The following is a 17,498-nucleotide window of genomic DNA, read 5'->3' on the forward strand; positions in this document are numbered from 1 at the left end:
GAGACACACGAATACATGTAACTATCCCCCCCCCCCCGGATGCCGGACAGGCCAGACAGGGGTGCCGGCTCTCTTAACGTGTTCTACTCTTCGCGCTAGGGTGGACGAATCGAAAGATTGGGTGCGGGGTGTCCGCCCTGTCTGGCGCCTGAGGGTTGAGGTGTGGACGTGGTTGAGGCGGGAAATGCTGCCATGTCCACCCCTTGGCCGCCCCTGTTTCGAGCTGGCTTGCTATTGGGCCCTAGCCATTGGGGCCCATCGGATCGCACCTTTAAAGAGTAAGAAGGGATGCAGCCAATTCGAGACCCAGTCTAAGGCTGAGGCCGACGTCCGTGGCAAGCCACCAGGCTCTCTACTCAAAGCCATGCCCACGTCCTCCCAACCTCGGAAGCTTGGGGCAGGCTGGAGGCGCCTAGACAGCTGCCCAGGCCGGAGTTACGGAGGTCGTGAGTTCAGGAAACAGCAGTCCCCAGAATCGTTTGCCACGGCAATCGACGCAAGCTACAAGATCTTGAGCGTCTTTCGGAGGCACTAAAACTATTCGCCAGACCTGAGTCAGGCCAGATGGCGGACTATCAGCCACGGTACTGAACTCGATGAGATTGCTGCCAAAATCAAGTAGTTGCAAAAGTTTGTGAAGGCAGATGGCAGTCCGGCAATTGAATCGTTACACTTGCAAGCCGCTCGGCGAGATCATGGTTAAAACTCTAGGCATCCTTCAGGCTGCGATCCTCGCACTGCCAATACTGTTGGCCGCCCCAGGAAATGCAGGCAAGTGGAACGACAGGGACTGTAAAAGGGATAAGGACGAAAACGGCAATCGCGTAGAGGTCTGCCGCGACAATGAGTCTATTGGTATTTTCTGGGAAGACGGAGCCTACGTCAATGGCTGGTGCGACGGACGCCAATATGAAATTGATTATACGGGTATAAGCAAGAACGACGCACTAACATGGGTGGACTACTACTGTGAATGAGAACATATGAACAGCATAGAAGATGGCATTTGGATGCAACCAACCCTTCAACTTATGAGACTATGTCCAAGCCGCTTAATTCGGAGGACATTTGTCGCATTCTCGCCAGTGAAACGAATATGAGTCGTTTTTGGCTCTAGAATTCTGCGCTGGGGGGCAATCGGACCGTATGTCCACGTTTCCCGCGGTTCAGCCGCTTGCTTTGCGGCTTGTTGACTTCCGCAAGCCGTGCATTTGGACCCTTCGGGGCGAAGACCCCATCGATGGTCCGGCCGTAGCGGTCCTTGGTCTGAGTCTTCAGCATGACTGTCGATCCGACAAAGCGATTCCATCCCGCCATCGGGGTGCCGGATCAGGAGGCGCGCCCCGCCGCGCTGCTCGCGCACGGACCAACCGCGAGCATCACGCAGGCTGGACTCCCAGGCCTCTGAATGGCTGACGCGTGGCACCAGTGAGCACAAACTGAGCACAAAACCACCCGATTCTGCCCAATCAGTGCCGTTCACGCTCAGTCAGGAAGCCAGTTCTGTCGCGGCATCCGACTTTCTGACTGGCTCCGCGAGGATCTGTTGGAGCACTCGGCCGCAGGTTCGAATCCTGTCGCCCCGATTGACTTTTCAGGGATTGGCTTCTCGGCCTGGTTGGACATGGGTTGGACAGAAGCCCATCGGACTTGAGGTAACGCCTTCTCCTGGAAGGAGATCCCGACACCCCTCGCCTACTCAGGCTTTGGAGCAGTGGCAACAGCTCAAGAAGGTGGGCTTTGAACGCGTTGAGCAGTAGTGGTATTTCAGATCACTCCATCAGGGCTGGTGCGGTCGATAACCTCCATCAGCTCTTGAAGAAACCGCCGAACCTTAGGGCCTTGCTTCGGGTTGTGGACAGTTCCGAAGGCGCGAGCAGTCATCCGCCCCTCGATTTCCTGGACTGTTTTGCTTCCACGGATCACGGCCGTGGCGTCCCTTGCCTTGAACTCTGGACGATGGGTGCGGTGATTGCTCATGTGTGAGCGCCCCTGCTTAGAGGCGGTGCCTCGCCTCACAGAATCACGACAAGTTCTGACCAGACAATCCAGACCACCTAATCCTGCACGTCACAGGGCGTATCGGAGGATGGCGGCTACGGCGGCACCTTCGGGCATGTCCCCTTGCCGCACAGCGAGCACCTCGCCTCCGGAGAGCAGAACCCGCCGCGCGATCTCATCGAGCAAGCCATAGCTGTCTGCCCCAGGCGTCTCTGCCTCGTCGATCCGACCGTCCGTTTCGTTGATCTGCCCATCGATCACCCGGTCCATGTCCACCAGCAGGCTGTGCACCGCTTCAAACGTGGCCGCCCGGGCCACCTGAGCTAAATCTGTGCTGGCCCGGCCCGTGTTGCGGCGCCGATCGAACAAGTCGTGCCAGTCGACCAGCCGCTGGCTGTGGAGCGAATCGAACACAGGGCGAGCGGCCTCGGCTAGCTCCGCATCCGAGCGGCGCTCCGGGCTGCCCTCGATGCCGGCGCTGGCCAGATGGGGATAGGTATTCACCGAGCGGTAAATCGCCCCGAGGCTCTCCACTGCCGCCAGAACCAGCGGCAGCCCCTGACCGGTCAGGTGGTCTCTCAGAGCCCTCTCCACCTGGCGGGCATACTGCCGCAGCCGCACCTTCTTGCCCTCCGAGCCCGTGAGCCGGCCACTGGGGGAGCGGTCATTGATGCTGGCTTTGCCCACGGCCGACGCAGCATCGTTGGGTAGACCGGCCATCGTCACAGTGCTGGCCGGCAGATCAGCCGACACATCGATCAAACGCACACCACCATCGGCAAGCGCCAGCACGTAGCCGCAATGGCCAAAGCTGGTGGCCCGCAGCAGGGGCTTGAGGTGGAATCGGTCGGAGACGGCCACCAGTGACTCGACCGATGTCGGCAGGCGGTAGGTGATGAGGTTCTCGGGGGTGGCATAGGCCACCAGGGAGCGGGCCTGCAAACGCCAGAAAGCGTCGTGGTCGACCAGATCGGCGAAGGCTTCAGCCAGGGCCTCGATGCTGGAGCGTTCGGTGCCGGCGACCTCCAGCTGGCGGATCGCCTCTTTGCCCAACGCTCGGAACTGCAGCCGATCGGCATCGGTGTCGGCGGTGATCGGCGTGGTGGGCAGCACGATCGACACACACGGCCTGTGGATACGCCGGGCGAGGGCGCTGAGTTCCTCTTGGCTGGGCAGGTCGATGTACAGCATGCCGATGTGATGAACGTCAGATGGTGTGCAGTCTGACCCATCCATCTGAAGGCCGGCTCACCGGGTTGCGCTGAGGTGAGTCCTTCGTCGCTCGTCCCAATTCTGCAGCAGATCGCTGCACTCATGGGTGGGCCGCTTCATTGGTGTCGCGGTGTCCATCGAACACTAGTCTCGCCCGACGATCTCATCGTTGCGGTACAGGTGGATGACTCTCCTTTGACAAAAGTGACACCAGACATGGCTATCAACTCACAGATCTTTCAGACGAGTGCCTGTCGTTCTACCATTTTGATCACCTCAGCGTTGCACAGGCCCCTCCATCAACAACAGCTGGGCCCGATCCAATGACCCCACGATCCCGCAGTACCACTTCCTTCCTGAAATGCTCCCTGAACCAGGCCCGCCATTGATGATCATCAGAGTCACTGGTTGCTGAGGTCTTGCCGCCAGGTGGCTCTGCCTTCCCCCCTCCGAGAGCCGGACAGCCCTGACATGCCGGACAGGGGTCTGCCCGCCTCTCTGAGTGGTCTCTTCTACGAGAGAAGGGATCTCATCAATTGTCTGGCTTGATGGTGTCAGCCCTGTGTCCGAGACTGCCGGCGATTGATGCCCATGCTGTCAGGGGCAAATCGGATCGCGTTCTCGGGGGTGGTAGTGGAGGGGGATTCTGCTAGAGATTGGGCCCCAGAGGGGTGACCGAATTCCGTGGTTATCCACCTGTCGTGTTCGTCAGGACCTAGTCTAAATCCCCAATCACCGCGGCTTTGTCAGGCTCGATCGGGAGTGAGAAAAGTTCCGCGGCTGAGGCCACAAAAATGCGAGATCATCTCTAGACATTGCATGCAATCTCGATCGCTGATCACAAAGTCGGCATCGGGATGATGTTGGGGTTGTTGAAGGGGCAGGCGGTGCCGGTCAGCAGTCCCACCATCCAGGCTCAGCCGCGGCCCAGCAGAATGAAAGTGGAGACGGAGTCGTCGTTGACTGGAGTGTCCTGTTGGGTACTTCAGTATCAATTGCCTTAGACCCTATGGAACATCCACTGATGGTGAGGATGAGTGGCTACGACCTCTTTCAGCGCAATGGTGGTATGTGCGTACCGAACATGCCGAGAAGCACGTAATTCAGACTCGGAAAGAAGATGGACGCCGCGGCAAACGTTGCGATGCCAGCCAGTGCGCTGCGCCAGCGGGCTACGGCATGGACTTTTGTTAGGGCGCCCCAGCAGGCGATGAACCAGCCGAAGACCACGAATACTCGTACAGAAATGAGCAAGCCGTAGGCGAGTGCGAGACCAGGCGCAGCATCCGTGAATGCCTGCATCCGCTCCGAGTCCGCCAAGAGTTGACTCGGGTTGATACGCTCAGCCACACCGACCGCAGGGTCGTAGGCACGCAAGACTCCGAGTGTGGCCGTCTCCACGATCACGAGAACGAGATAGAGCGGGCTGACGATATAGAGATAGGCTGAGAAGGTCGCGTCAAAGCTTGCTCGCCCTCTCAAAAGCTTGAACAGGACATGGATGATTGCTGCGAACAGCAGCAAGGCAAGAATTTTGAAAACGGCCATGCTCGCGACGAGGGTTGTAAAATCGGCCTCTTTCCCGAGCTGTGGGAGCTGTAGAAGAAAGCCGATTGCGACTGACACGCCGACGAAGATGAGCGGGCGTGTAAGGTCGCCAGCTTCTTCTTCAATCCACCGTCGGATCGCCGTCTTAGGCCCCGTGACGAGGCTGACAAGGTCCGGGAGATAGCTCGGCAGCTGCTTGAGAACCCGTTCGAGCAGATCTTTCACACTCTTCTCCGTCAAAGGGTGGGTACGGTCAATAGAGTGACATACAAGCCTGACTCACGTTCAACTTGTTATTGGGTGATTCCGCAAACCAGGCACCGCATCTCCCACTTTCCCGCAAACAGGTCTGGTTCATCAGGCTGGTTTCTCTGGTAACCATTGCTTCACAACGCACCCTGGGCAAAGGCCCTTTAGGCATAGGCTTAGATCATGGTTCCAATAATCATCCGTACGTTGCGATACTCAAGTAGGGTTCTTCCGATTTCGTGGTCACCGATCAGAAGGGCACTGATAGGCATAGGTGGGAGAGTGCTCGGGGCAGTTTGCCGGGCTTGGGGAAGGGGTGAGCTGGCCCCCTCACAAACTGTGCTGAGGTTGAGGGCTGACAGGTCAATCTGAAAGTTGTTGAGACAGGGGACTCGCCTCAGGCGTGACCCTCCCCATCATGTTCCAAGGCATTAAATCTAGCTGCCAGAACCATATCGGAGCGGGTCAGTCCATCAGACTTATGGGTGTAGATGATGGCTTCTGCATAACCCCATCCAAGCTTGAAGTCGGCATGGTGACCCTGCTTTTCACAGATGGCGCCAGCTTTTTGCACCCAGTCGAGAGCTAAGCTGAAATTCTGGAAGTTCCAAGCCCTGTGCAAATGATGTCCATCGACAACTTCCCATCCGGGGAGCTCGCCTAGGAGATCACTGATCTCATCTGGGGTCAGCGTGGGGCCGCCGTCTTGACACGGAATGCAAGCTTCGTTACTTAATTGCACGGTTCTACCTTTACAGTCTGGCCTATGAGCAGGATAGCTATGGAGAGGCTGACCTAGGGCGCGTCCCCAAGAGATCGCAAAAACCCCCGTCCATCTCTGCGAAGATGGGTCAACGGCAGCAGATCTGGTGCGACGCCAACAGGAGCGCAGCGGCTCCTTGTTTTCCCAAGTCGCGATCGAGGAGCGTGTCCCGAGCAGTCCGCCGCTGCAGCGGATCCGGAAGCGGGCAGATCAGGCCATCGTTCGGCTCAATCAAACTGGGGAGATGAGCCGGTTCCTGTTGACGTGCTCGGGGGATGGGCGACAATTCCCCGGCTGGGACCGTGTCGAGCCGCAGTGGTACTTCAGATGACCCCATCAGGGCTGCTCCGATCAAGGATCTCCAGAAACTCTTCGATCACACGGCTGACTTCCGGTCCCTTCTCAGGGTTAGGGACCGCGCCGAAGGCGCGAGCTGTCATGCGGCTCTCGATCTCCTGGAGGGTGTTGGTCGTGTCCATCAGCAGTTGGATGGAGATCTCTGCGGTGGAGAAGGGTATGGAACTGATGGGCGGAGGGGGGAGACAAGGGACGCTTCAGAGTTTCCGGCGGCGCTCATGGCGTGAGCGAGAGGCAGCTGGCTTGTCAGGGAGTCGGCCGCATCCCCACGAGCCTAAAAGCGAAGGGGTGAGAAAATTGAAAGTGAATAGCCTGCAGTGGCTGGTATGGCTTTGGCGAACCGATCGCCCCTGGTTGAGCTGAAGGGTTTGAGGGGTTGGCGATGGTCACCCTCGGTATTCCTGAAACGTGCTGGGGGGAGAGCGTGGGGCGGGATGTGGAGAGGGGAAGGGGCTGGAAGGGACTGAGACTGCCTCGGTGGTTAACCATCAGTGCCGATCCCCCTGAGGTCAATTCCTCACTGGCGTGAGACTACTCCCCATGGGTGGATGCTCGCTGGCGCGCTGCACCAGCTGCTTCTTCCACTGGCTCACCTGGATCGGGTGCACCGCATGATCAGCGGCGATTTCCTGGAGCGTCTTGCGGTCACTGATTGCCTCCATGGCGACCCTAGCCTTCAACTCGGGGGTATGGGTAGCGGCATTTGTTTATCGGTGGGAGCAGCTTTCAGGGGCGGTGCCCCGCCTTAGAGGATAACGATGGGACCTGTCCAGAAAATCCAGACTAGCTCAAGCCTCGAGAACAGAATTGCGCGCTTCTTTAAATTGCAGCATCAGAGGGTGGTTTTCTTCAGAGAAAAACAGTGCGATGAAGCACCTTGTACCTACGCTGCCAACCCCGACCACCTTCAGGGCAGCATCTTCAAATCTGTAGCGATCGAAGAGGATGCGACGCTCATCCGAGAGAGTCTGGCGGTAGGCTTCCAGCCCCTCTCGGACAATTGCCTCGAAGTCTTCTACAGCCGGATGGAAGAGAACCGGCGGCTGATCGACAAGGCGGGGTCGCCCACCAACGCTGGTTACAATCTTGGGAAACAGGTGGTCAATGATACGCCCATGAGCTTTTTCGGCTAACTCTTGCCGACGCTTTTTTGCCTTGTCATCAGGAGCCATCTCAATGAGTGTCTCCATATCCAAGCGATCGTACCAAACTTCCAGCGGACTCATGCGGGAATACTGTCGCAAATGCTCCCTATAGGAGCAGACACACTCGATGGCGGCGTCTTCTGAATCATCATCCGACAAGTTGTTATCTCGTCCGGCAATGACAAAGCTCGTTACTAGACGCTTGAGGTCCCACTCCCATGGGGCGGGATGGGTTTCGTCAAAGTCGTTTAGATCGAAAACTATATTGCGCTCCGGGGTGGCAAACAAGCCGAAATTTAAAAGATGACAATCTCCACAGGCTTGAACCTTGATACCGCTGTTCGGAGATCTCGCCAGGTCGTAAGCCATCAGTGGGGCAGAGCCGCGAAGAAAAGTAAAGGGGCTGCGGATCATTCGCCCATAGCGGATCGGAATCAGCTCAGATAGTCGATCATGATTGGACGCTTCAAGGACATCGATGGGATCGCGGCGGTTGGTCGCGGGTGCCCAAGTAACATGGAGCTCGCGGGGTATTTTGTTCCGGAGAGATTTGCCAGTACGGAGGCGCTCCTCCCGAGGGCGAAACTGAGCTTGAGAATCCCCTCTTATTGTTCCTCCTGGTATAGTGCCCGTATTAGTAGTCCTCAGTGATTCAGGTTGCTGTTGCTGTGAGTCTGTCCTTCGCTTCATCCTTGCACGACAAGGTGCGGTCACCCAGTCATGCCAAGAAAAGTTCAAAGTACAACCGACCATCAGCACCCCACCTCGGCTCCTGTTGGAGTGCCTGAATCACGCAACCCAGGTCGATCAGCGAGGCTTCATCGGGAGAATCTCGCCGTGGAGGGTAGGGTTGGTTCAAAGCCCGTCATAGGTTCTTTTGCCGCGGTTGCGAGCGTGGCTTGAGGTCGGAGGAATGGCCTCCTTCTTGTGCCCTAAAGCTCCTCTGCTTCAATCGATCTTGATCTGATCAGCTACCTCAAGGCGATCCCGGACGTCCGGATGCGGCATGGGGTACGGATACCGGCTCGGTATCTGCTTTTGGTGCCGGTGTTGGGGGATCCTGAGCCGCTGCCTGAGCCGGCGAGACCTGGAGCGTTTTGCCATCCGCCACCAGGGCATGTTGACCGAAGCGCTGGGCCTGGAGCTGCGGCGACCTCCATCGAATTCCCCGTTCCGCTACTTCTTCCTGCAGAGGTACGTGGCAGCCCTCTGTGCCGCGATCCGGGACCGGACGATCGCCCAGATCCCAGGTGGTGCAGCTAATCTCGACCAGCTGAACTGCGACAACAAGACCTTGAGATGATCGATCGAGCCCACCGCCGGTGGCGGTTCGGAGTTCATTAACAGTTTGTAGCCACCAGCTTGTTCCGGCTGGGGGAGAGCCCGAAATGGGTGCAGAGGCCCTCGCCGGGGTGGTGATCCGCCTCAGAGGTTGAGATGGACCCTTTTCCAAAAAAATGTGAAACCATCTCACACCCCCCCTAAGTGGGGGTGAGGCCACTGTCAATGATGTTCCGAGTTCTGCTCTGGATCGAAAAGTCTTCGGGCCTCTAGGGCCGAGACCACCAGACCAGCCTGGTGTCACCGAATCCGGCTTTTGATCACTTCGGTTCTGATCACCACTTCTTGTAGGGCAGAAACTTTCCGCACATGCTGACTTTGACCCTGGTGCCGGCCGGATCTTCCACTTTGTCCACCTCCATGGTGAAGTCGATGGCACTCATGATGCCATCACCGAACTTTTCCTGGATCACATCTTTGAGCGGAAGACCATACACTTGCATGATTTCATAGAAGCGATAAATCAATGGATCGGTCGGGAGCTCCGGATCCAGGCAGCCCTTCACAGGAGGGATTGTCAGCTCGTTGGCCAGATTTGGATCCAGATCCAGGGCCTCCAGAAGTGTTTGTGCTTCCTCTGGAGAGGCCGTGGCCTGTCCGTAAAGCAAGCTGGCTATCCATACCTCATCGCGCTGGAGACGTCTTTCAAGCTCGGCAAAACTAACGCCTTTACGGCGCTTGGCGCCCAGCAGGGTTTGGCTGAGAGGGGTCAGTGAGCTCATGGCGCGATCGTGATGGGTGGAATGAGATAAACGAGAGGCGGAAGCCTGATGGAGGCTAGGAGGGCAGTCGGATGGCTACGTTGTTTCAATGGCCCTGGTTTCCATGAGCACTTGCTCTTTCAGCCGCTGCTTCACGGCCAGGATGTCTGGATGGTTTTCATTGGGCAGCGCCGGTCTCTGACACATCGATCAGATGATAAACCGAACAGAAGATTGTCTGCGGAGCTCATGGGGATGATCGTGTCAACGTCTCGCAAGCCTCTCGACACTTTCGCCCACCAGATGAGGATGTCCATCTTTCAGCAACGCTTGAGCTCGTTCCCACGTCCCCATAGGCCTGCAGAACCAGCGCCTTCCTGAATTGTTCCCCGAATCTTGCCCGCCATTTCCGATGTTCCACGCATCAGACGGCTTCAGGTACTGGCGGTAGACGACAGCGTTGCCCTGGTGGACATCGTAAGGTCGCCGTCGCAGGGCCAGCAAGCAGCCGCACTGAGGCGCACAGCGCAAGGTCGCAGCTACCTTTCGATCGCAGTATCCTCGGCTGGCCTTGTGCCGCGGCGAGCACCGCCGGGGCGGGTCATGGAACCTGGGTGAGTGTGGCCCAGGCCTTTGCCTACAGGGGTGGTTGGCGCATCGTGCAGGATGCGCCGCGCAGATCATGAAGGCAGCGAGGCGCGACCACATTGGCGAGACTGAGGCCGTGACATCAGGACTCCGATTCCGGTCAGGAGCTTCTCGATGTGACGTGACCCCCTCGATGTGGCGGTCTCCCGCCGGTACGTCGAGGATGGCTTCCGCCTATGATGATGGATGAGATATTGCCCTGGGTAGAAGAGTAGATACGTGGTGAATGTAGCTATTCCTGAGATTGGCATCAACAGCGAGACTCCTTTGAACGTCTCTCGGAGCGTGCTTGGTGCCGTTGGCACGAAGGTGTCACTGCATCATCCTGAGCGGATTCCCGCAACCAAAAGCATCTTGGTTGTGAGCAACCATCGCAGCTTGCTGGATGCACCCCTGCTGATGGCAGCCCTGAACCGTCCAGTTCGGTTCGCTTGTCACCATTACATGAGCCGCGTTCCTGTCTTGCGGGAGATGGTGTCGGCCATGGGAGCTTTCCCTCTCGATGCACCTGGCGAAAGGCAACATCAGTTTTTTCACAAGTCAGTTGAATTCTTACAGTCAGGACAGGCTGTGGGAATCTTTCCTGAGGGTGCACAGCCAATGGTTCAGGTGAAGCGGCCGAATCAGCTCAGCCCCTTCCATCGTGGTTTTGCCCATCTGGCTCTGGGGGCACAGGTTCGTGATTTGGCCATTCTGCCAGTGGCGATCGCATCAACGCAAGAAGACAAGCATCGGCTCGCACCATTGAAGCTGTTCAATCTTTTTGATCCCACGGAACCTCTGTTCAACTGCGGGGGCTGGCATTCTGCTGTTGTCTATCGCCGTGTGCACCTTCTGATTGGTTACCCTTTATGGATTGACGAGGTGCAACGACAGCACTATGCCGGTCGACACGCAGGCGCGATGGCGAAAGCGTTGACCCATTCATGCATGGAGCAGGTTGCTGCATTACTTCGTTTGGGATTTCAATGATTGAACTTCACTCCCTATGCCAATTGTGAACACAACCCTTGGGCTCCAGACCGCCAAGGTTTCGAAACCAAGTCTTCCGAAGTTTGTCTTTCTGCCAGGGATGGATGGAAGCGGCAAGTTACTGCAGTCGCAAATGGGCACCTTGCAGACAGACTTTGATATCTGCAGCTTGTCGATTCCGTCCAACGACTTCTCGGACTGGAACGGGTTGACTCAACGCGTCGTTCATTTGATCAAGAGCGAAAAGCAACAAGCCCCTGCACGTCCCATCGTTCTTTGTGGTGAGTCTTTTGGTGGTTGTCTTGCCTTACATCTCGCAGCCAACCATCCTCACCTCTGTGATCGCCTGGTTTTGGTCAACCCGGCCTCATCGGCAAGACGTCAACCCTGGATGGAGATGGGCGCTTCATTCACCAAGTGGTTACCAAGTTCCCTGTATCGTCTTTCGACCTTGAGTCTGCTCCCGTTTCTCATCGAACCTCAACGGGTATCGATTTCAAATCAAACGGCTCTGCTGGAAGCCATGGTATCGGTCAAGCCATCCAGCGCCGCTTGGAGATTGTCATTACTCTGTCAGTTCGCTTTGGAGGAACTGCCGCTTGAGCGCATTCAGCAGCCTGTCTTGATTGTGGCTTCAGGCTCAGATCGGCTGCTCCCTTCTGCGGCAGAGGCACGGCGAATCGCCAAGTACCTTCCTAAAGCGAAGACCGCACTGTTGCCAAAGAGCGGCCATGCCTGTCTGCTGGAGACGGAGGTCAAGCTGCACAGTATCTTGAGATCCCAGGACTTTCTATCCACGTGATGGCCTCCAGGGGAGTCGAAGATGAATCTCTTGCCACTACCGGGAAGGATGTGTTGAATGCCCTGACAGACTGTTGTCTGCTGCTCGTCTAAGTTCCCCAGGACAGTGAGACTGGCCAAGGCCAGGCCTGGGGAACGGGTCTGAGAGGCCGTGCGTCCCTATGTGCCGCTCTCGTCGACCAGTTCATTGGTCATCTCATCGACCTTATTGCCATCCTTGGCCCTGTCCTGCGCGTTTGCCTTCTTGCCCGTCTGGCCCCCATCCCCTGTGACAGCGCCGATGCTGGATTGAAGCTTGCCATCTGTTTCTTGTGTTGAGGCGGGGACTTTGTCTGCTTTGGCTCCCAGCAGTGTCTGGGGTTGGGTCACTGGATTTGACAGGGCCATCACTGGAGCTGGAATCAGCAGTGAAGCCATCAGCAGGGCCAACGAAAGAATGGACATCAATAAAGTTTTCATGTCAACTCTCATGGGATGGTCCAGTCAACCCTAATGGCTGTTGATGGTCATGCTGAATGATGTGCAGCGAACATGCATCGACGCGCAGCGCTGACCCATCGAACCTGTTGCGATCTTCCTTGCTGTGATTGGCCTTTGACGGTCATGACATCTTTTGAAGGGCGCACGCCGTATCTCTGGCGATGCCGTTTCATCCCGATTCCCTTCTGGCCAGTGATTCCAGCCAGTGAATGGTTCGTTGGCTTGTCGCAACCGGCAAGGACGACGACTCTTCCTGCCGAGACGTCAACTGGCAGTAGCGCGCTAGCTGCGGAACTCCCGATCAACCACCGCCCCATCAACCACTGACTGCTGCGATGGCTGTCTGAGTTTTACCTGGCTGCGGGAATAGACCTGTGTGAACTCCGCACCAATCAATAGAATCTGCGTTGAATAGAAAATCCAGATCAGCAGAACCACCAGTGAGCCTGCTGCTCCGTAGGTGGAGTCAAAGCTGCTGTTGCCGATGTAGAGGCCGATGGCGGTCTTGCCGAGATTGAACAGTACGGACGTGGCCGCCGCACCCACCCACAGATCTCTCCATGGAACCCGCACATCAGGCAAGTACTTGTAAATCGATGCGAACAGAACCGTGATGACACCCAGTGAGATCATCAAGTTCAGGGCCTGCCCCAGAATCGGGAGTCCTGGCATCCTCCTGTTGAGCGCATCACCAGCGGCAACCAGAAGGCTGGAACGCAGCAGCGACACCAACAGAAGAAAGCCAATGACCAGAACCATGGCAAACGAAAGAAACCGTGAAATCAGAAAGTCGCGCCAACCGCGCCCTGGCTTTGGTTCCACATTCCAGATCGTGTTGAGGGCCATTTGCAGCTGACCAAACACCCCCGAGGCCCCCAGCAGCAACAGCAGGAACCCGACCACCGAGGCCAGCACGCCTCCGGTTCCAGGGCGACTGGCATTCTCAATCATTGCTTGAATCGCTACGGCCCCCTCCTTGCCCACCAATCCTTGGATCTGACGCACCAGCTCTCCCCGAGCGGCCTCTTCGCCAAAGACGGCTCCTGCGACGGCTATGGCGATCAGCAGCAGCGGAGCCAACGAGAAGATCGTGTAGTACGCCAAGGCAGCGGCGTGGAGCGGCACGTTGTCCTGCTTCCATTCAGCAATGGTTTCCCTGATCAGTCGTCTCGATCTCCTAAGTCGCATGGATCATCCTCTTTTCCATCGACCCGTCTCGAGGCTCAAAGCTTAATGGTGGTTGCTGTTACGACCCGCCCTTTTTCGTGCAGCTTGTCTGCATCCATTGAGCACGTCTTGATCCACGGTTCGGGGCACAAACGCCTGTCAGCCAATGACGGTCGCTGCGACGCAGGGTCTTCAGAATGCTTTCCCGCCGAAGCAGCTGCAGCCATCCGAGGAGATTGCCGCCCGTGGCGTCGCACCGTCATCGCCTGGCTGCCAGCCTGGGGGCCAACCAGGACGACGTCGCGTGCCCTTCGATTCCGCCGGCCTTCGGCCCGTCCCCTGCACCCCATCGATGGCTGGCGTGCTCGAGACCCTCGCCTTCCTTCGCGATCCTGATTTCGCCCGCTCGCGCTTCGAGCGCTACGGGGACGTTTACGAAACCAGCCTGCTGGGCCAGCGCACCGTTTTCATCCGCGGCGAGCAGGCCATCGCGGACCTCTTCGCCCAGGGCGACGCCATCCAGGGCTGGTGGCCGGACAGTGTGCGTCAGTTGTTGGGGCCGCTGTCCCTGGCCAACCGCAATGGCGCCGACCACAAGGCCCGTCGTCGCGTGGTGGGTCAGCTGTTCGCCTCCGCGGCCCTGAGGCGTTACAGCCCGGCGATCGTGGCGTTGGTGGAGGGACTCAACCAGGAGCTGCTGGCGGCGCCAGTGCCCGTCGCGCTGGTGCCACGGTTGCGGCGCTTTGCCTTCAGCGTCATCGCCACCACGGTGCTGGGGATCGATGGCGCCGATCGCGACGCCCTGTTCGAGGATTTCGAAACCTGGTGCCAGGGCCTGTTCTCCCTCCCCTTCGCCCTGCCCGGCAGCCCGTTCGCCCGCGCCCGTCAGGCCCGCAAGCGCCTGTTGTGGCGTCTCGGCTGTGTGCTCCAAAAGGCCCAGGCCGCTGCGGCCTCGGGAGCGCCACTCGCCGCTGGTGGCCTCGATCTGCTGGCCGGCGGCCTGGATGAAGCCGGCCTCCCCCTCGCCGACGATGACGTGGCCGAGCAGCTGTTGCTGCTGCTGTTCGCCGGCTATGAAACCACCGCCTCTTCGCTGAGTTGCCTGTTGCTGACCCTGCTGCAGCATCCCGCCGAACTGGGGTGGCTGCTTCATGAGCTCGACGGCCTGTCCTGGCCACCTGAAGAGGGGGATGCCGTGATGGCTTACGACGCTCAACGGGCGCCGCGGCTGGATGCGGTGGTGAAGGAGGTGATGCGGCTGACCCCGCCGGTGGGGGGCTTCTTTCGCCGTACCCGCGAGCCCATCGCCCTGGCGGGTGTGCTGGTGCCGGCCGACCGGGTGGTGCAGGTGAGCATCACCGCCAGCCACCGCCACGGCGCTGACCCTGAGGACCTTGCCGCCTTTCGGCCCCAGCGGCATCTCGAGCCCGACACAAACGTGTTTCTGTTGCCCTATGGCGGTGGTGAGCGCGTCTGCCTGGGCAAGGCGCTGGCGGAGCTGGAAATCCGGCTGCTGGCGGTGGGGCTTCTCAAGCAGCTGCGTTTTGGCTTGGAGCCTGGTCAGGACCTGACACTCATGGTCATTCCCAGCCCCTCTCCGAAGGATGGCTTGCTGGTACGCCCACGCCGCCGAAGCACCGATACCGGTGAAAATGGCGCACGCCCCGAGGCGTTGTCCAGCGAGCCCCGCCGGCATGTGGTCCGTGCTGCAGGCGCCTGGGGCTTCAACGAGCGCGCTGAGACCTTCAACGGCCGGATGGCCATGCTCGGTTTCGTTGCCCTGCTGGCCACCGAATTGGCCATGGGTGGGGAGGCCTTCACCCGCGTCCTGCTGGGCATCGGTTGAATCCTGCACCGGGATGCCATGGACGCTCTCATCCCTGAAATCGCCTGTCCAGCCATTGCGTGACCACATAGACGCCGATGAACATCGGCAGATAGGCGATCCACATGTTGGGCAGCTCAAGCTCCGCGTTATTGATCAGCACCAGCCCCCCGTAGCTGATCAGGCCATAGATCAGCGCTCGACGCAGGGGCCCAACAATTGTTTTCAAGTCGGAAGAACTGATTCGCTTGATTCTATTGGGTCTGCGGCAAGGTCGATGGTCGCCAGGGACTTGAATCTCCAGCAATGGGGAAACTTTATGCTGTGTTTCTGCTTCGCCCCTGGCTTCCCATGAACCGCCCCGCCTTGGCTGTGCTGCTGTTGACCGGCGTTGTGCTGGCGCCCACGGCCGTCAGCGCGCAGGCCTTCGACATGTTCCCGAGCAAGGCTGAGGCGGAAAAGCGTGCCAATGAACAGATGCTGCGCAAGGCGCTTCAGAACGAATGAACCGCCGCCATCTGCTGCGACGGCTGCACCGCACCCTGGTGCCGGTCGCCGCTCTCCCCCTGCTGCTCACGGCCCTGTCCGGTTCGCTCTATGGGGCCCTTTCGGCCCGCGGCATCGAGGCCTTCTGGTTGATGAAGCTGCACACAGGCAACTTCGGGGCCGTCAATCTGCACCCCTATGACTCCACGCTGCTTGGTTTGTTGCTGATGCCGTGGACGGGCGGAAGCCGATCCCCTAACCCCTTCCACGACGGCGCCAGGGCGGGAAGGTCCAGGTCGCTGGTGATGGAGTGGCCCCGCCCACGGCGAACAGGCGATCAAGCCGCAGCTGGTGGTCGACGCTGGTGAGACGTCCATAGGCCAGGCCGACGACAGCGAAGACCCCCAGCGCCGTTGCCGACGCGATCATGAACAGGATCACGATCTGGTAGCGAACGGCCGCCGCCGGCGCCGCCCCCTGGAGGATCTGCCCGGTCATCATCCCCGGCAGGCTCACCAGGCCCATCACCATCATCGAGTTGATCGTCGGGATCATGGCCACGCGGATGGCGTCGCGCACCACCGCCTGGCAGGCCTCCCAGCGGGTCGCTCCCAGGGCCAGATCCGTTTCGACCTGATCGCGCCCGCTGCGCAACCCCTCCATGAAACGATCGAGGCCCAGGGAGAGCCCGTTGAGTGTGTTTCCCAGCACCATCCCCAGGAGCGGGATCAGATACTGGGGGTTGTACCAGGGCTGGGGCTGGATCAGCCCGGTGACCGCCAGGCCCGTGACCAGCGCCGAGGAGGCCATCACCGACAGCAGGCTGTTGAGGTAGATGCCAGCAAAGCGGTGCCGGGTGCGCTGCACGGCGGACACGCCCGCGATCAGCGCCATCGCCGCCCCCACCAGCAGGATCAGGGGCGCGTTGTCCTGGCGGAACAGCCACTCCAGCACGAAGCCAACCAGCAGCAGTTGCACCACCATGCGCACGGAGGCCAGCAGCAGGCTGCGGCCGAGGCCGAGGCGCAGCGCTGCCGACAACCCAACGTTCACCAGGACCAACAGGGCGGACAGGGCCAGGCGGCCATCACTGATCGACAGGGCGCCGGTCGTCGAGGGGGTCATGGCTGCAGTTCCAGGGTGCGGGTGGCGAAGCGTTCGATCTGGTCGCCGTCATGGCTGATGAGCACGGCGGCGCGCGGTTCGGCGGCGAGCCAGGCGATCAGCAGGGCCTCGACGGCGGCGGTGGTGGCCCCATCAAGGGAGGCGGTGGGTTCATCCAGCAGCAGCACCGTTGGATCGAACTGCAGGACCCGCAGCAAAGCCAGCAGTTGCAGCTCACCGCCGGACAGCCGTTCGGCGTCGTAGCGCAGGAACGAAGGGTCGCGCCCCAGGGCCTCCAACCAGCTGGTGATGCGCTCGTGGCTCCAGCCCACTTGCCCGCGATGCTCCCGAAACCGCCACGGCGCGCGAAGGTTCGTCTCCACGGTTCCCCCAGCGGCGACGGGCCGCTGCGCCAGATACGACACCATGGCGCGCCAACGAGGCAGGCCCCAGCCCGCCGGAGGGCTTCCCAGCAGGTTGAAGCGTCCTGCCTGCGGGGGATCGAGCAGGGCCAGGGTCCGCAGCAAGAGGGTTTTCCCCGCCCCCGAGGGTGCCACCAGCCCCAGGCGATCACCGGCGGCCAGCTCGAGGTCCAGCTGGCTCCAGAGCAGCCGGTCCCCCAATCGCCTCTCGAGGTCCTTACCGCTCAGGAGCAGGGAGCGGTCGATGGCGGCGGAATGGCTGGGCACGTCTCACTT

General features: G+C 59.4%; 19 protein-coding genes and 1 pseudogene. 7 read left to right on the plus strand and 13 right to left on the minus strand.

The features are described from left to right. Nucleotides 1–644 precede the first annotated feature (644 nt). A complete protein-coding gene (locus KUG43_RS16105) occupies nucleotides 645–977 on the plus strand; it encodes a hypothetical protein (RefSeq protein WP_216910767.1) in 333 nt (110 codons plus the stop codon). A gap of 790 nt (nucleotides 978–1,767) precedes the next feature. Here KUG43_RS16105 and KUG43_RS16110 read toward each other — a convergent pair. The 7 genes from KUG43_RS16110 to KUG43_RS16145 form a co-directional block, all read right to left on the minus strand. Next, nucleotides 1,768–1,980 (minus strand): hypothetical protein, encoded by a 213-nt coding sequence (locus tag KUG43_RS16110; protein ID WP_216910769.1) that lies wholly within the window; start codon nucleotides 1,978–1,980, stop codon nucleotides 1,768–1,770. A gap of 90 nt (nucleotides 1,981–2,070) precedes the next feature. After that, entirely contained in the window at nucleotides 2,071–3,192 is a 1,122-nt protein-coding gene (locus KUG43_RS16115; RefSeq protein ID WP_216910771.1) for a baeRF11 domain-containing protein, read from the minus strand. Nucleotides 3,193–4,266: 1,074 nt separating this feature from the next. Beyond that, a complete protein-coding gene (locus KUG43_RS16120; protein ID WP_216910773.1) occupies nucleotides 4,267–5,001 on the minus strand; it encodes a YIP1 family protein in 735 nt (244 codons plus the stop codon). Between the two features lie 406 nt (nucleotides 5,002–5,407). Continuing rightward, on the minus strand, nucleotides 5,408–5,752 hold the full coding sequence (locus tag KUG43_RS16125) for a 4a-hydroxytetrahydrobiopterin dehydratase (protein WP_216910775.1): 345 nt from the start codon (nucleotides 5,750–5,752) through the stop codon (nucleotides 5,408–5,410). Between the two features lie 344 nt (nucleotides 5,753–6,096). Continuing rightward, nucleotides 6,097–6,252, minus strand: a complete 156-nt coding sequence (locus KUG43_RS16135; RefSeq protein ID WP_286194900.1) for a hypothetical protein — start codon at nucleotides 6,250–6,252, stop codon at nucleotides 6,097–6,099. A 387-nt stretch (nucleotides 6,253–6,639) separates the two neighbouring features. Beyond that, nucleotides 6,640–6,810 (minus strand): transposase, encoded by a 171-nt coding sequence (locus KUG43_RS16140; protein WP_502988623.1) that lies wholly within the window; start codon nucleotides 6,808–6,810, stop codon nucleotides 6,640–6,642. A gap of 108 nt (nucleotides 6,811–6,918) precedes the next feature. Continuing rightward, complete coding sequence (locus tag KUG43_RS16145; RefSeq protein ID WP_353618066.1) at nucleotides 6,919–8,028, minus strand: DUF2252 domain-containing protein; 1,110 nt, start codon at nucleotides 8,026–8,028, stop codon at nucleotides 6,919–6,921. A 364-nt stretch (nucleotides 8,029–8,392) separates the two neighbouring features. On the opposite strand from KUG43_RS16145, the gene KUG43_RS16150 reads away from it, so the two are divergent. After that, complete coding sequence (locus tag KUG43_RS16150) at nucleotides 8,393–8,578, plus strand: hypothetical protein (RefSeq protein WP_216910777.1); 186 nt, start codon at nucleotides 8,393–8,395, stop codon at nucleotides 8,576–8,578. A gap of 313 nt (nucleotides 8,579–8,891) precedes the next feature. Here KUG43_RS16150 and cynS read toward each other — a convergent pair whose 3' ends face one another. Continuing rightward, nucleotides 8,892–9,338 (minus strand): cyanase, encoded by a 447-nt coding sequence (cynS, locus tag KUG43_RS16155; protein WP_216910779.1) that lies wholly within the window; start codon nucleotides 9,336–9,338, stop codon nucleotides 8,892–8,894. 846 nt (nucleotides 9,339–10,184) lie between these two features. Between cynS and KUG43_RS16160 the strand changes: the two genes are divergently transcribed. Both KUG43_RS16160 and KUG43_RS16165 read left to right on the plus strand, forming a co-directional pair. Continuing rightward, nucleotides 10,185–10,937: a lysophospholipid acyltransferase family protein gene (locus KUG43_RS16160; RefSeq protein WP_353618062.1), complete on the plus strand. Its 753-nt coding sequence runs from the start codon at nucleotides 10,185–10,187 to the stop codon at nucleotides 10,935–10,937. Nucleotides 10,938–10,962: 25 nt separating this feature from the next. Further along, the gene (locus tag KUG43_RS16165; RefSeq protein ID WP_353618063.1) at nucleotides 10,963–11,739 is read left to right on the plus strand and encodes an alpha/beta fold hydrolase; all 777 of its coding nucleotides are present in this window, start codon (nucleotides 10,963–10,965) and stop codon (nucleotides 11,737–11,739) included. Between the two features lie 158 nt (nucleotides 11,740–11,897). On the opposite strand, the gene KUG43_RS16170 is transcribed toward KUG43_RS16165, so the two are convergent. After that, entirely contained in the window at nucleotides 11,898–12,209 is a 312-nt protein-coding gene (locus tag KUG43_RS16170; RefSeq protein WP_216910783.1) for a hypothetical protein, read from the minus strand. A 291-nt stretch (nucleotides 12,210–12,500) separates the two neighbouring features. Then, nucleotides 12,501–13,406: a YihY/virulence factor BrkB family protein gene (locus KUG43_RS16175; RefSeq protein WP_216910785.1), complete on the minus strand. Its 906-nt coding sequence runs from the start codon at nucleotides 13,404–13,406 to the stop codon at nucleotides 12,501–12,503. Between the two features lie 331 nt (nucleotides 13,407–13,737). Here KUG43_RS16175 and KUG43_RS16180 point away from each other — a divergent pair. Beyond that, a pseudogene (locus KUG43_RS16180) lies at nucleotides 13,738–14,949 on the plus strand (cytochrome P450); the annotation flags it as partial. Nucleotides 14,950–14,961: 12 nt separating this feature from the next. Further along, complete coding sequence (locus KUG43_RS17390; protein WP_353618067.1) at nucleotides 14,962–15,231, plus strand: CAB/ELIP/HLIP family chlorophyll-binding protein; 270 nt, start codon at nucleotides 14,962–14,964, stop codon at nucleotides 15,229–15,231. A gap of 28 nt (nucleotides 15,232–15,259) precedes the next feature. On the opposite strand, the gene KUG43_RS16185 is transcribed toward KUG43_RS17390, so the two are convergent. After that, the gene (locus KUG43_RS16185) at nucleotides 15,260–15,439 is read right to left on the minus strand and encodes a hypothetical protein (RefSeq protein WP_216910787.1); all 180 of its coding nucleotides are present in this window, start codon (nucleotides 15,437–15,439) and stop codon (nucleotides 15,260–15,262) included. Between the two features lie 122 nt (nucleotides 15,440–15,561). Between KUG43_RS16185 and KUG43_RS16190 the strand changes: the two genes are divergently transcribed. Then, entirely contained in the window at nucleotides 15,562–15,717 is a 156-nt protein-coding gene (locus KUG43_RS16190; RefSeq protein WP_216910789.1) for a hypothetical protein, read from the plus strand. A 234-nt stretch (nucleotides 15,718–15,951) separates the two neighbouring features. On the opposite strand, the gene KUG43_RS16195 is transcribed toward KUG43_RS16190, so the two are convergent. Continuing rightward, nucleotides 15,952–16,821 carry an ABC transporter permease gene (locus tag KUG43_RS16195; RefSeq protein ID WP_216910791.1) on the minus strand — a complete coding sequence of 290 codons (870 nt, stop codon included), beginning with the start codon at nucleotides 16,819–16,821 and terminating at the stop codon, nucleotides 15,952–15,954. After that, on the minus strand, nucleotides 16,818–17,489 hold the full coding sequence (locus tag KUG43_RS16200) for an ABC transporter ATP-binding protein (protein ID WP_353618064.1): 672 nt from the start codon (nucleotides 17,487–17,489) through the stop codon (nucleotides 16,818–16,820). Before KUG43_RS16200 ends, KUG43_RS16195 begins: the two co-directional genes overlap by 4 nt. Nucleotides 17,490–17,498: the final 9 nt, after the last annotated feature.

Origin of the sequence: Synechococcus sp. CCY 0621 (assembly GCF_019038465.1) — a bacterium.
In the GTDB taxonomy this organism is placed as follows: domain Bacteria; phylum Cyanobacteriota; class Cyanobacteriia; order PCC-6307; family Cyanobiaceae; genus Cyanobium.

What these genes read in the sequence shown, in the direction of transcription:
- KUG43_RS16115 (WP_216910771.1), bottom strand. Translation starts at nt 3,192, where the DNA reads ATGCTGTACATCGACCTGCCCAGCCAAGAGGAACTCAGCGCCCTCGCC.
- KUG43_RS16195 (WP_216910791.1), bottom strand. Translation starts at nt 16,821, where the DNA reads ATGACCCCCTCGACGACCGGCGCCCTGTCGATCAGTGATGGCCGCCTG.
- KUG43_RS16135 (WP_286194900.1), bottom strand. Translation starts at nt 6,252, where the DNA reads ATGGACACGACCAACACCCTCCAGGAGATCGAGAGCCGCATGACAGCT.
- KUG43_RS16175 (WP_216910785.1), bottom strand. Translation starts at nt 13,406, where the DNA reads ATGCGACTTAGGAGATCGAGACGACTGATCAGGGAAACCATTGCTGAA.
- KUG43_RS16150 (WP_216910777.1), top strand. Translation starts at nt 8,393, where the DNA reads ATGTTGACCGAAGCGCTGGGCCTGGAGCTGCGGCGACCTCCATCGAAT.
- KUG43_RS16145 (WP_353618066.1), bottom strand. Translation starts at nt 8,028, where the DNA reads ATGGTCGGTTGTACTTTGAACTTTTCTTGGCATGACTGGGTGACCGCA.
- KUG43_RS16105 (WP_216910767.1), top strand. Translation starts at nt 645, where the DNA reads ATGGCAGTCCGGCAATTGAATCGTTACACTTGCAAGCCGCTCGGCGAG.
- cynS (WP_216910779.1), bottom strand. Translation starts at nt 9,338, where the DNA reads ATGAGCTCACTGACCCCTCTCAGCCAAACCCTGCTGGGCGCCAAGCGC.
- KUG43_RS16170 (WP_216910783.1), bottom strand. Translation starts at nt 12,209, where the DNA reads ATGAGAGTTGACATGAAAACTTTATTGATGTCCATTCTTTCGTTGGCC.
- KUG43_RS16190 (WP_216910789.1), top strand. Translation starts at nt 15,562, where the DNA reads ATGAACCGCCCCGCCTTGGCTGTGCTGCTGTTGACCGGCGTTGTGCTG.
- KUG43_RS17390 (WP_353618067.1), top strand. Translation starts at nt 14,962, where the DNA reads ATGGTCATTCCCAGCCCCTCTCCGAAGGATGGCTTGCTGGTACGCCCA.
- KUG43_RS16110 (WP_216910769.1), bottom strand. Translation starts at nt 1,980, where the DNA reads ATGAGCAATCACCGCACCCATCGTCCAGAGTTCAAGGCAAGGGACGCC.